Source organism: Mycobacteriales bacterium, assembly GCA_035995165.1.
In the GTDB taxonomy this organism is placed as follows: Bacteria; Actinomycetota; Actinomycetes; order Mycobacteriales; family CADCTP01; genus CADCTP01.
The window spans coordinates 1-11,327 of sequence record DASYKU010000031.1; the positions used below are offsets into that span (position 1 = coordinate 1).

10 protein-coding genes and 2 tRNA genes are annotated in these 11,327 nt (G+C 74.3%); 3 read left to right on the forward strand and 9 right to left on the reverse strand.

Going from position 1 to position 11,327, the window contains the following annotated elements; translation table 11 throughout:
• Positions 1-4: 4 nt before the first annotated feature.
• The 5 genes from VGP36_05495 to VGP36_05515 all read right to left on the reverse strand — a co-directional run bounded on the left by VGP36_05495 (position 5) and on the right by VGP36_05515 (position 4,091).
• Complete coding sequence (locus tag VGP36_05495; protein HEV7654179.1) at positions 5-1,513, reverse strand: tyrosine-type recombinase/integrase; 1,509 nt, start codon at positions 1,511-1,513, stop codon at positions 5-7.
• A 91-nt stretch (positions 1,514-1,604) separates the two neighbouring features.
• A tRNA-Glu gene (locus tag VGP36_05500) sits at positions 1,605-1,677 on the reverse strand.
• A gap of 27 nt (positions 1,678-1,704) precedes the next feature.
• A tRNA-Gln gene (locus tag VGP36_05505) sits at positions 1,705-1,776 on the reverse strand.
• Positions 1,777-1,815: 39 nt separating this feature from the next.
• Positions 1,816-3,306 (reverse strand): glutamate--tRNA ligase, encoded by a 1,491-nt coding sequence (gene gltX, locus VGP36_05510; GenBank protein ID HEV7654180.1) that lies wholly within the window; start codon positions 3,304-3,306, stop codon positions 1,816-1,818.
• Positions 3,303-4,091 carry a fumarylacetoacetate hydrolase family protein gene (locus VGP36_05515; protein ID HEV7654181.1) on the reverse strand — a complete coding sequence of 263 codons (789 nt, stop codon included), beginning with the start codon at positions 4,089-4,091 and terminating at the stop codon, positions 3,303-3,305. The genes gltX and VGP36_05515 overlap by 4 nt, the downstream gene beginning before the upstream one ends.
• A gap of 54 nt (positions 4,092-4,145) precedes the next feature.
• Between VGP36_05515 and VGP36_05520 the strand changes: the two genes are divergently transcribed.
• Both VGP36_05520 and VGP36_05525 read left to right on the forward strand, forming a co-directional pair.
• Positions 4,146-4,448: a hypothetical protein gene (locus VGP36_05520; protein ID HEV7654182.1), complete on the forward strand. Its 303-nt coding sequence runs from the start codon at positions 4,146-4,148 to the stop codon at positions 4,446-4,448.
• Entirely contained in the window at positions 4,445-5,431 is a 987-nt protein-coding gene (locus VGP36_05525; GenBank protein HEV7654183.1) for an endonuclease/exonuclease/phosphatase family protein, read from the forward strand. The genes VGP36_05520 and VGP36_05525 overlap by 4 nt, the downstream gene beginning before the upstream one ends.
• On the opposite strand, the gene VGP36_05530 is transcribed toward VGP36_05525, so the two are convergent.
• Positions 5,425-6,516, reverse strand: a complete 1,092-nt coding sequence (locus VGP36_05530) for an expansin EXLX1 family cellulose-binding protein (GenBank protein HEV7654184.1) — start codon at positions 6,514-6,516, stop codon at positions 5,425-5,427. The genes VGP36_05525 and VGP36_05530 overlap by 7 nt on opposite strands.
• Positions 6,517-6,564: 48 nt before the next feature.
• A complete protein-coding gene (gene cimA / locus VGP36_05535) occupies positions 6,565-8,142 on the reverse strand; it encodes a citramalate synthase (GenBank protein ID HEV7654185.1) in 1,578 nt (525 codons plus the stop codon).
• 419 nt (positions 8,143-8,561) lie between these two features.
• On the opposite strand from cimA, the gene VGP36_05540 reads away from it, so the two are divergent.
• Positions 8,562-9,791, forward strand: a complete 1,230-nt coding sequence (locus VGP36_05540) for an MFS transporter (protein ID HEV7654186.1) — start codon at positions 8,562-8,564, stop codon at positions 9,789-9,791.
• 84 nt (positions 9,792-9,875) lie between these two features.
• Here the strand turns inward: VGP36_05540 and VGP36_05545 are convergent, their stop codons facing one another.
• Both VGP36_05545 and VGP36_05550 read right to left on the reverse strand, forming a co-directional pair.
• Positions 9,876-10,553 (reverse strand): gamma-glutamyl-gamma-aminobutyrate hydrolase family protein, encoded by a 678-nt coding sequence (locus tag VGP36_05545; GenBank protein ID HEV7654187.1) that lies wholly within the window; start codon positions 10,551-10,553, stop codon positions 9,876-9,878.
• Between the two features lie 7 nt (positions 10,554-10,560).
• A complete protein-coding gene (locus tag VGP36_05550) occupies positions 10,561-11,325 on the reverse strand; it encodes a 3-oxoacyl-ACP reductase (protein ID HEV7654188.1) in 765 nt (254 codons plus the stop codon).
• Between the last annotated feature and the right edge of the window lie 2 nt (positions 11,326-11,327).

Here is an 11,327-nt window from a genome sequence, read left to right on the forward strand (position 1 = left end):
GCGCTCACGCGCGACCCGCACGACGTCCTCGCGGAACTCCTTCGGGAACGGCTTCGGCACAGCAACATCCTCCCAGCCCGGCCACCGGCCAAGCGATCTCAGATGTCACAGATCCCTGCAGCAGACCCGATACCTCGATCAGACCCTCGGCGCTGAGTAGCGCGACGGCTCGGTGGGAGGTGGCGATCGAGACGTTGTAGGCGGTCGCCAGCTCGTTGGTGCTGGGGACGAAGCTTCCCGGGGCGAGCCGTCCGTCTTGGATCTGCTGCCGCAATTCGGCGGCGATGACCTCGTAGGGTCCGCGAGGCGCGCGCGGTGCCGGGACGACGATCGCCGGCATGATCCCGCCCATCGTCTCGGCAGCTCGTTGACCGGCTTCGTCGACCCAGGCGGCGTAGACCTTGAGGGTGGTCGCTCCCCCGCTGCCGTGGCCGAGCCGGCCGGCGACCGTGCGGACGTCGGTGCCGGCGGCGATGAGCTCGGTGGCCGAGTAGTGGCGCAGGGAGTGCAGGCGGGTACTGCGGAGCTGGAGCTTGCGGGCCAGGCGGCCGTACCTCTGCGTGAGGGATCGCGGCGGCCAGGGAGCCGAGCCGTCGGGCGCTGGCGAGAACAGGTATGCGGCCCGGTCGAGCTCGACGCCGAGGGCGGCGCAGCGCTGCTCGCACGCCTGGCGGTGGGCGGTCAGGAGCGCGATCGTCTGCGGGTCGATGGTGACCCGGCGTTGCTGGCGTGTCTTGGTCGTCTTCTCCTTGAGGCCGGACTTCGGCTGCGCGTTGCTGCGCTGCAGGGTCAGCAGGGCGCCGTCCAGGTCGACGTGATGCCAGCGCAGGGCGCTGATCTCGCCGCGGCGCGAACCGGTGACCATGGTCAGCCACAGGAGCAGACCCCAATCCGGGTCGGCGGCCCACGCCTCGCCCAGGAGGCGAGCGGCCTCCGCCGCGGTCGGCGGATCCGGCTCGGTCGCCGCCGGCGACGGCGACACGGCCAGCTCGGCCTTGTTCACCGGGATCTGGTCCCAGCGGACGGCCCGGCCCAGGGCGCCGCTGAGAATGAAGTGAATCTTGCGGACCGTGCTGCTGCTCAGCGGCCGGCAGAGGTGGCCGGCCTTGCGTCGGCCGTCACAGCCGGAGCGGCAGCGCTGCAGGCGGGCGTACCAACGCTCCAGCATCTGAGCGTCGAGCTTCGACGCCTTCATAGCGCCGAGCGTCGGATCGATGTAGATCCGGATCAGGTCGTCGTACCGGTCCCGGGTGGTGTCCTCCAACTCCGCGACCTCGAGCCACTGGTCGATCGCCTGGCGAACGGTGAGGTCCGACTTCGGATGCCGGTCCTCGTCGACCTGGGCCTGCATGCGTGTGAGCTCGATCTCGGCGGCCGCGTACGTCATCGCCGTCTTTCGCTCGTAGCGCTCCTTGCCAGTCAGCGGGTCCGTGCCGGCGTAGACGATCGCCTGGAAGCTCCCGGACGGGAGCGGACGGATGTGCCCCCGCGCGCGGCGACGACGTTGTGGCATGGATGGGACGTTAACAGCGTTCCATGCACGAACCCTTGCACGGAACGGACATGAAAAAGCTGACCTGCCCGAACGGGCAGGTCAGCGGGTGTAGCCCCGACCGGATTCGAACCGGCGCTACCGCCTTGAGAGGGCGGCGTCCTGGGCCTCTAGACGACGGGGCCGTACGGTGCTGCGATCGTGCTGCGGCGCTGGGGTACCAGGACTCGAACCTAGACTAGCTGAACCAGAATCAGCCGGGCTGCCAATTACCCCATACCCCAAGAGGAACGCCCACCTGCTCGGCGCGCCGGATGACGATGTTAGCCCATGCCCGCAGCGGTGCCCAATCCGGCCCGTGCGGCGCGCAGCCGATCGAGCGTCGACCCGCGTCCGAGCAGCTCGATCGACTCGAACAGCGGGGGTGAGACGGTCCGCCCGGTCACCGCCACCCGCACCGGCCCGTACGCGACCCGCGGCTTGAGCCCCAGGCCGGTCACGAGCGCTCCTTCCAGCGCCTCCTGGATCTCCGGGTGGGTCCAGGTGGACAGCTCGCCCAGCGCCGTCACAGCGGCGTCCAGGACCGGGGCGGCGGCAGCGGTGAGCACCTTGGCCGCGGCCGCCGGGTCGACCGCGAAGTGGTGGTCCGGGACGAAGAAGAACCCGAGCAGGTCGGCCGCCTCCACCAGCGTGGCCGCCCGCTCCTGCACCAGCGGCGCGGCCGCGGCGACCAGGTCGAGCTGCGCGTCCGTCGGCGAGGTGAACACCCCGCGCCGGACCAGGAACGGCAGCAGCCGCTTCACGAAGTCTTCCGGAGAAAGCCCGCGGATCTTGATCCCGTTGATCGCGGTGAGCTTCTTCACGTCGAACGTGGCCGGGTTGCGGGAGATCCTCTCGACGGTGAACGCCTCGACCATCTCGGCCGGCGTGAACAGCTCCTGGTCGCCGCCCATCGACCAGCCCAGCAGGGCCAGGTAGTTGAGGATCCCCTCGGGCAGGAAGCCCTCGGCCCGGACGTTCGCCAGCGACGCCTCCGGCGTCTTGCGCTTGGACAGCCGCTGCTTGCCCTCGCCCAGCACCATCGGCAGGTGCCCGTACCGCGGCATCGGCCCGGACGCGAGCCCGAGCTCCCGCAGCGCCGCCTGCAGCGGGATCTGCCGCGGCGTGGAGGCGAGCAGGTCGTCGCCGCGCAGCACGTGGGTGATGCCCATGAGCGCATCGTCGACGGGGTTGGTCAGCGGGTAGAGCGGGCTGCCGTCGGCGCGCGCGAGCACGAAGTCGGGCACGTTCTCGGGCTCGAACCGGACCTCGCCGCGGACCAGGTCCTCGAAGACCACGGCCTCGTCGGGCATCCGGAACCGGAGCACCGGCGGACGCCCCTCGGCCTGGAACGCGGCGATCTCGGCCGCGGTGAGCGAACGGTCGTGGTTGTCGTACCCCTGGGTCTTGTCGCCGCGCGCGGCCCGGCGGGCCCGGACCTCCTCGTCGTTCGAGTACGACTCGTAGGCGTAGCCGGCCTCGCGCAGCCGCGCGATGACGTCGGCGTAGATGTCCATCCGCTGCGACTGCAGGTACGGCGCGTAGGGGCCGCCGACCTCGGGACCCTCGTCCCAGTCCAGCCCGAGCCAGCGCAGCTGGTCCAGGACGCCCCGGTACGACGCCTCGGTGCTGCGGGCGGCGTCGGTGTCCTCGATGCGCAGCACGAAGCTGCCGCCGGCGTGCCGGGCGAAGGCCCAGTTGAACAGCGCGCTGCGGACGTTGCCGACGTGCAGGTCGCCGGTCGGCGACGGGGGGAAGCGGACGCGGACGGTCATCGGGACCGCACCGGGTTGCTCAGGGTGCCGATGCCTTCGATGGTCACCGCGACGGTCTGGCCGGCCGTCATCGGGCCGACCCCGGACGGGGTGCCGGTGAGGATCATGTCGCCGGGCAGCAGCGTCATCACGTGGGAGACGTACGAGACGAGCGTGGCGACGTCGTGCAGCAGCAGCGACGTGCGCGAGTCCTGCTTGAGCTGCCCGTCCAGCTCGGTGCGCAGGGCCAGGTCGGCCGGGTCCAGCACGGTCTCGATCCAGGGCCCGAGCGGGCAGAACGAGTCGTGCCCCTTGGCCCGGGTCCACTGCCCGTCGCTGCGCTGCTGGTCCCGCGCGGTGACGTCGTTGGCGACGGTGTAGCCGAGCAGCGCGTCCAGCGCCCGCTCGCGCGGCACCTCGCGGGCACCGAGCGCGCCGACGACGACCGCGAGCTCGCCCTCGAAGTGCACCTCGCCGGAGTCGACCGGCAGCCGGATCGCGTCGCCGGGGCCGATCACCGACGTCGGCGGCTTGAGGAAGATCAGCGGTGCGGCCGGGGCCTCGCCGCCCATCTCGGCCACGTGCTCGGCGTAGTTCTTGCCGATGCCGACGACCTTGCTCGGCAGCAGCGGCGCCAGCAGCCGGACGTCCGGCAGCGCCCAGCGCTCCCCGGTGAGCTCGATCTGGCCGAAGGGGTGCTCGGCGATGGCGGCGACGGTCAGCGCGTCGGCCGGCGCGCCGGCCTCCCCCTCCACCTTGCCGAAGTGGACCTGGCCGGCCGGGGTCGCGAAACGGGCGATACGCACGGGTGAGGAGGCTACCCGCCGGACGCCGCGGACCCCGGGTGGGATACTGCTCAGGTGACTGCGGGACAGGCGCGGCGGCGCGCGGTGCGGATGCTCGGAGTGCTGGCCGCGGCCCTGCTGCTGGCGGGCCTGCTGCCCTGGGCGACCTGGGGCGACGCGACCGTCCGCTATCTGGCCCTGCCGTTCGTCGGCGCCGGGCTGCTGGTGCTGGGCTCGACCCTGCGGGTCTGGACGGCCGGCCGGATCCCGCCGCCCTCGGCCCCGCCGGTCGAGCGCGGCTGCGACGGCTGCGTCTGCGGCCTCGACGGCGGTTGCGCGGCCGCCGGGCAGTCGCAGGCCACCACCACCGCGGGGTGAGGCGCATCCGGCGCTGGGCGCCGGTCGCGTACCCGGTCCTGCTGGTCGTGCTGACCGCGGTCCAGCAGGTGTTCCCGCAGCGCAGCGGGCCGCTGGCGCTGGCCCAGGTGTTCGCGCCCTGGCTGTTCGTGCCGCTGCTGTTCCTGCTGCCGTTCGCGGTCTCGCTGCGGGACCGGGCGCTGGCCGGGGCGCTCGGGCTGGCCGTGCTCGCGTTCGGGCTGCACCTCGGGCCCTCCTACGTGCCCCGGCACGTCGCGGCCGCGGGGACGCCGGTCCGGGTGGTGTCCTGGAACGTGCTGCTGACGAACCCGTCCGTCCGGGTCGCCGACACCGTCCGGGGCTTCGACGGCGACGTCGTCGGCCTGGTCGAGGTGACGTTCCGGCAGTCGGCCGCGCTGAAGGGCGACCCGTACCTGCGGCAGCGCTACCGGACCGTGCTGCTGCACCCCGAGGTGGGCCGGGCGCTGTACTCGCGCTACCCGCTGCTGGACTCCGGGACGCTGCAGGACCCGGCCGGCCGGCCCGGGTCGGCGCTGCTGTGGGCCCGGCTCGACCTCGGCGGCGGCCGGGAGCTGACCGCGATCGTCGCGCACCCGCTGCCGGCCGAGGCCTGGCCGGCGCCGGAACTGCCGCTGCGCTGGGACGCGGGGCCGCGGGACGCCGAGATCGCGTTCATCCGGGCGTTCACCGACCGGGAGATCGCGGCCGGGCGCCGGGTGGTGCTGATGGGCGACTTCAACGTGACCGACCGGGAGCCGGGCGGCCGGGAGCTGGCCCGCGGGCTGTCCGACGCGCACGACGCGGGCTGGGGCCCGGACCCGTCCTGGGGTCCGCTGCTGCTGCGGCGGCACGGGGTCGCGGTGGTCCGGATCGACCGGATCCTCGGCGGGCCGGGAGTCGTCCCGACGGCATTCCGTACGGACTGCACGTTCCACGGCAGCGACCACTGCGTCCTGCGCGCGACGCTGGCCGTCGGTCAGTAGAGGCGGATGCCGGTCGAGACGGTGGCGCCGACGGTGAGCGGGACGGTCCCGGTCGCGCTGTGCCCGCGGTCGTCGGTGAGCCGGACCGAGTACGGCCCCGGGCCGGCGCCCGCCGGCGCGATCCAGTAGCCGTACCCGCTGCGCTGCAGGGGCTGCCAGCCGGCGCCGATCCTGACCGCGACCGAGGCCAGCGGGTTGCCGGTGCCGATCGGCAACAGCGCCAGCCAGTACTGCGAGGAGCCCTCCTTGACCCGGATCCGGACCGGACCGGCGGTCGGCGGGTCGACGACGCGGGTGAACGTGATCGGCACGATCCCGCTCACCGGGTCGGCGATCCGCGCGAACGCCGGCGCCGCCAGGTCGAGGTGGCCGGACTCGCACTCCGGGCAGAGGTCGGACACCGTCACCCGGACCGTGCCCTTCGGGCCGGTGACGTCCAGGACCGTGCCGCAGGCGGCCGAGCCGCCGAAGTCGACCGGCGACATCGCCACGTACGTGCCGGCGGCGGCGGCGTCCTCGTACCCGCAGTTGGGCAGGCCGGCCAGCGTGTAGAAGGTCGCCCGGCCGGACCGGGAGGCGCCGGCGGCGGCCCGCGTGGTCGGCGCGGGGGCGGACGACGCAGGCGGGTGGGCGGCCCGGGACGCGGTCGAGGGTGCTGCGGTCGTCCGCGGGGCCGCCCGCATCGTGCCCGCCGCGGCCGGTGCCGGGTCGGTGCGGGCCGGTCCCCGGGTCGGGGCCGGAGCGGGGAGGGAGGCTGCGGGTGGCCGGTTGAGCGACTCGGGCGCGGGGGCCGCGGTGCCGCCGTCCCGCACCGTCGCGACCAGGGCGGCCGCGCCCAGCGCGACCACCGCGGTCAGCCCGCCGGCCAGCAACCCGACCGGCCGCCGCCCGCCCCGCCCCGACCGATGCCGCGCCCCCGCGCCCCCACCCGGCGCCGAGCCGCCGGACGGGCCGTCGTCCCGCGGGACCGAGGCGCCGCCCGCGGACAGCCCGTCGCCCGGGCCGGCCGCCGACAGGCCCGGGACCGAGGCGCCGCCCGAGGGCAGCCCGTCCCGGGATCGGGGCGGACGGGTCGGCTCGCGCACGCGCGGCACAGTACCGGGGACCGCGCCGCAGCGCGGTCCCCGCGACGGTCAGTCCGCGACGCCCAACAGCCCGTACTGGACCGCGTCGGCGAGCGCGAGCCAGGACGCCTCGATGACGTTGGCGTGCACGCCGACCGTGGTCCACTCGTGCTGCCCGTCGCCGGTCTCGACCAGCACCCGGGTGACCGCGTCGGTGCCGTGCCGCCCGTCCAGGATGCGGACCTTGTAGTCCATCAGGGACAGCCCGGCCAGCTGCGGGTGGTACGGCTCCAGCGCGCTGCGCAGCGCCCGGTCCAGCGCGTTGACCGGCCCGTTGCCCTCGCCGGTGGCGACGATCCGCTTCCCCTTGGCGTGCAGCTTCACGGTGGCCTCGCTGACCACCCGGCCGTCCTCGCGCCGCTCCACGATCACCCGGTACGACTCCAGCGTGAACGCGCTCGTGACGTCCTCGCCGAGCTCGCCCCGGACCAGCAGCTCGAACGAGGCGTCGGCGGCCTCGAACGACCAGCCGTCGGCCTCCAGGTCCTTGACCCGCTCGACGACGCGGCCGACCGCGTCGGGCCGGGCGGACAGGTCCACGCCGAGCTCCCTGCCCTTGAGCTCGACGGATGCCCGCCCGGCCATCTCGGTGACGAGGATGCGCATGTCGTTACCCACCAGCGCCGGGTCCACGTGGTTGTAGAGGTCCGGGCTGACCTTGATCGCGCTGGCGTGCAGGCCCGCCTTGTGGGCGAACGCCGACACGCCTACGTACGCCTGCTGCGGGTTGGGTGCCTTGTTGGCGATCCCCGCGACGTCGTGCGCGACGCGCATCATCTCCGGCAGGCAGCCCTCGGGCAGGACCCGCCGGTTCATCTTCAGTTCCAGCCCGCCGATGACGGCGAACAGGTCCGCGTTGCCGGGCCGCTCGCCGTAGCCGTTGGCGGTGCCCTGCACGTGCGTGGCGCCCGCGTCGACCGCGGCCAGGGAGTTGGCCACCGCGCAGGACGTGTCGTTCTGGGCGTGCATGCCGACCCGGAAGCCGGTGCGCTCGATCACCTCGGCGACGATGCGGCCGATCCCCATCGGCAGCATGCCGCCGTTGGTGTCGCAGAGCACGCCGACGTCCGCCCCCGCGGCGAACGCGGCCTCCAGCACCCGCAGCCCGTAGTCCCGGTCGAAGGTGTAGCCGTCGAAGAAGTGCTCGCAGTCCAGGAACACCCGGCGGCCCTCGGCGACCAGGAAGCCGACGGTGTCGGCGACCATCGCCAGGTTCTCCTCCGGCGTCGTGCGCAGCGCCTGGTGCACGTGCCGCAGGTCGGACTTGGCGACCAGGCAGACGACCGGGGTCTGCGCGTCGCGCAGCGCGAGCACCTGCTTGTCGGTGGCCGCGCTGCCCCCGGCCTTGCGGGTCGAGCCGAACGCGACCAGCTGCGCGTGCGTCATCTCCAGCTCGGTCCGGGCCCGGGCGAAGAACTCGGTGTCCTTCGGCAGCGCGCCGGGCCAGCCGCCCTCGACGAAGCCCACGCCGAGCTGGTCGAGCAGCCGCGCCACGGCGAGCTTGTCGGCCACCGAGAAGGACATCCCCTCGCCCTGGGCGCCGTCCCGCAGGGTGGTGTCGTACACGTGGAACGAGTCGTCGAGCACTGCAGGTCTCCCCGGAAAAGAAGAAGACCCCCCGCGGATGCGGGAGGTCTGCGCGCTGGCTGTCTGTCGCCGGCGCGCTACGTGATAATGATCGTCGTCAGGTGGTGCACGCCGCGACGATAACCCCGCCCCGCCACCGATGGGAAACCCGTTCCACATACTGGGACGCGCGCTTGACCGGCGGACCAGCCCCGGGTCGATCGACCGCAGCAGCTCCCCTCGTTGTCCAGGTGCTCGGCGATGAGCCGGTCGGTCAGCCGGCGGCCGGCCGCGGTCACCGTGACCACCCGGCCCGGCCGCCACCCGGCCCGGCCGCCCGGGCGACGAGGCCGCGCTCGACCAGCCGGTCCACCTTGCCGCCGTGGCGGGGTCGGAGTTCATGCTTGATTGTACCTTCCATGGAAGGTAAACTACCTTCCATGGAAGACAACGATGCGGTCACCCGGTCCCGGATGCGGCTGGCCCTGCTCCTGAACTCCATCGGCGACGGCGGCTACTACGTCTCCGCCGTGGTGGTGTTCCACCAGTTGCTGGGGATGAGCGTCGGCCAGATCGGACTGGCCCTGACGCTGGCCTGGACGGCCGGCTTCGGGATGACCGCGCCGCTGGGTCGCGTCGCCGACCGGTGGGGGCTGCGGCCGACCGCGGTCGCGCTCTGCCTGGCCACCGCGGGGGCCACGCTCGCCGTCCTCTGGGCCCGCGACTTCGCCGCCTTCGTCGGGATCCTGGTGGCGTACGGGGTGGCCCAGAGCGGCCTGCACGCCGTCCGCCAGGCCATGGTGGCGACGCTGGTCCCCGGCCCGGAGCGGACCCGGTTCCGGGCCCGGCTGCAGACGGTCGGCAACGCCGGCATCGGCGCCGGGGCCCTGGTCGGCGGGATCGCGCTGGCCGTCGCGACCCCGGCGGCCTATGCCGCCGTGCTGGTCCTGGACGCCGCCGGGTTCGTCGCGGCCGCCGTCGTGACCGCGCGGATCCCGGTCCGCCCGACCGGGATCCGGGTTCCGGAGCCGGGTCGCCGCAGCGCCTGGCGGGACCGGCCGTACGTGGCGGTCGCCGGGCTGAGCGCGGTCCTCTGCCTCTACATGCCGATGCTGAGCGTGGTGCTGCCCCTGTTCGTGGTGCAGCGGACCAGCGCGCCGGGGCCGGTGGTGGCGGCCGCGTTCGCCGTCAACACGATCGGCGTGATCGCCCTGCAGCTCCGGGCCGGCCGGCGGGTCGACGGGATGCCGGCCGCGGCCCGCTCGGTCCGGGCCGGCGGGGCCCTGCTGGCCGCGTCCTGCGCGGTCTTCGCCCTGGCCGCCGTCCCCGCCGTACCGGCCACGGCCGCGCTCGTGGTGCTGGCCGGCGCCGCCGTGCAGGTGGTCGGCGAGGTGCTCTTCGCGGCCGGCAACTGGGAGCTCGGCTTCGGGCTGGCCGACCCGCGCCGGCCGGGTGCCTGGCAGGGCGTCTACGGCACCGGGATCCCGGTGGCGCGGGCGGTGGGCCCGCTGCTGCTCTCGTTCCTGGTCGTGGACTGGCGCGGCCCGGGCTGGCTCGTCGTGGCCGCCCTGCTGCTGGCGGCGGCGTTGGCCGTCCCGCCCACCGCCGGTTGGGCCGCCCGGACCCGGCCGGTCACCGCCCGGCCCCTGGTCGCCTCGCCGGCCCACTAGACCGGCCCGCCGAACCGCCGGCCCCGGCGGCCCGGCCGAGGGTCGGGGCGGGGGGCCGGCCGAGCGGCCGGGGCGGCGGGAACCTCAGACGGCGGCGAGGAGGGCGTCGAAGAGGCGGGGGTCGGTGCCCTGCTCCGGGTGCCAGAGCACGCCGAGCCGGAACCGGGCCGCCGGGTCCTCGACCCCCTCGATCCCGCCGTCGAACGCGTACGCGCTGACGGTCATCGTCCCGGAGTCGACCACGCCCTGGTGGTGGTAGCTCGGCACCTCGGTGCTCTCCCCCAGCACGTCCGCCAGCCGGGTCCCGGCCACCGTGCTCACCGCGTGCTCCCGGTACGTCCCGAGCGAGGGCCCGCGGTGCGCCCCGGACTCCAGGTGCTGCACGAGCTTGCCCCCGGCCTCGACCGACATCAGCTGCATCCCGCGGCAGATGCCGAGCGTCGGCAGGTCGGCCCCGATCGCGGCCCGCAGCAGCGCGACCTCACCGGCGTCCCGGTCCGGCCGGATCCCGGTGGTGCGCGGGTCGGGCTCGGCGCCGTACAGGGCCGGGTCGAGGTCGGCGCCGCCGGCCAGGATGAGCCCGTCCAGCACGCCCACCACGTCCGCGACGCCCTCGGGGAACGGCGGCACCACGACCGCCCGTCCCCCGGCCGCGTGCACGGCGGTCACGTAGGCCTGCGGCAGCAGGGTGGCCTGGCGGTCCCAGGGCCCCCAGCGGGCCACTTCGACGTACGCGGAGATCCCGATGAGCGGCAACACCATGTCGAGGCTACAACGGGGTCACGTAGGCGGCGGTGATCCCGCCGTCGACGAGGAAGGTCGACGCGGTGATGAACGAGGCGTCGTCGCTGGCCAGGAACGCCACCGCCGCAGCGATCTCCTCCGGCCGGGCGAACCGGCCCATCGGCACGTGCACCAGCCGCCGGGCCGCCCGCTCGGGGTCGGCCGCGAACAGCTCGCGCAGCAGCGGGGTGTCCACCGGCCCCGGGCACAGCGCGTTGACCCGCACCCCCTGCCGGGCGAACTGCACGCCCAGCTCCCGGGTCATCGCCAACACCCCGCCCTTCGAGGCCGTGTACGAGATCTGCGAGGTCGCCGCACCCATCAGCGCGACGAACGAGGCGGTGTTCACCACCGAGCCGCCGCCGGCCGCGAGCAGGTGCGGGATCCCGTGCTTGCAGCAGAGGTAGACGCTGGTGAGGTTGACCTCCTGGACCCGGCGCCAGGCGTCGAGCTCGGTCTCCAGGATCGTGGCGTCGTCCGGCGGGGAGATCCCGGCGTTGTTGACCAGCACGTCGACCTGGCCGTACTCGGCCGCGGCCGCCTCGTACAGGGCCTTGACCTGGTTGGAGGACGTGACGTCGGTCCGGACGTAGAGGCCCTCGACCTCGGCCGCGACGGCCTTGCCGGCGTCGTCGGAGACGTCGGCCACGACCACCCGGGCGCCCTCCTCGGCCAGCCGCCGGGCGCTCTGCGCGCCGATCCCGCTCGCTGCGCCCGTGACGACCGCGACCTTGCCGGAAAGACCCCGCACCG

Bases quoted from the DNA above. Each gene is read 5' to 3' on its own strand.
- VGP36_05545 (HEV7654187.1), bottom strand. From the start codon at position 10,553: ATGGTGTTGCCGCTCATCGGGATCTCCGCGTACGTCGAAGTGGCCCGC.
- VGP36_05540 (HEV7654186.1), top strand. From the start codon at position 8,562: ATGGAAGACAACGATGCGGTCACCCGGTCCCGGATGCGGCTGGCCCTG.
- VGP36_05495 (HEV7654179.1), bottom strand. From the start codon at position 1,513: ATGCCACAACGTCGTCGCCGCGCGCGGGGGCACATCCGTCCGCTCCCG.
- gltX (HEV7654180.1), bottom strand. From the start codon at position 3,306: ATGACCGTCCGCGTCCGCTTCCCCCCGTCGCCGACCGGCGACCTGCAC.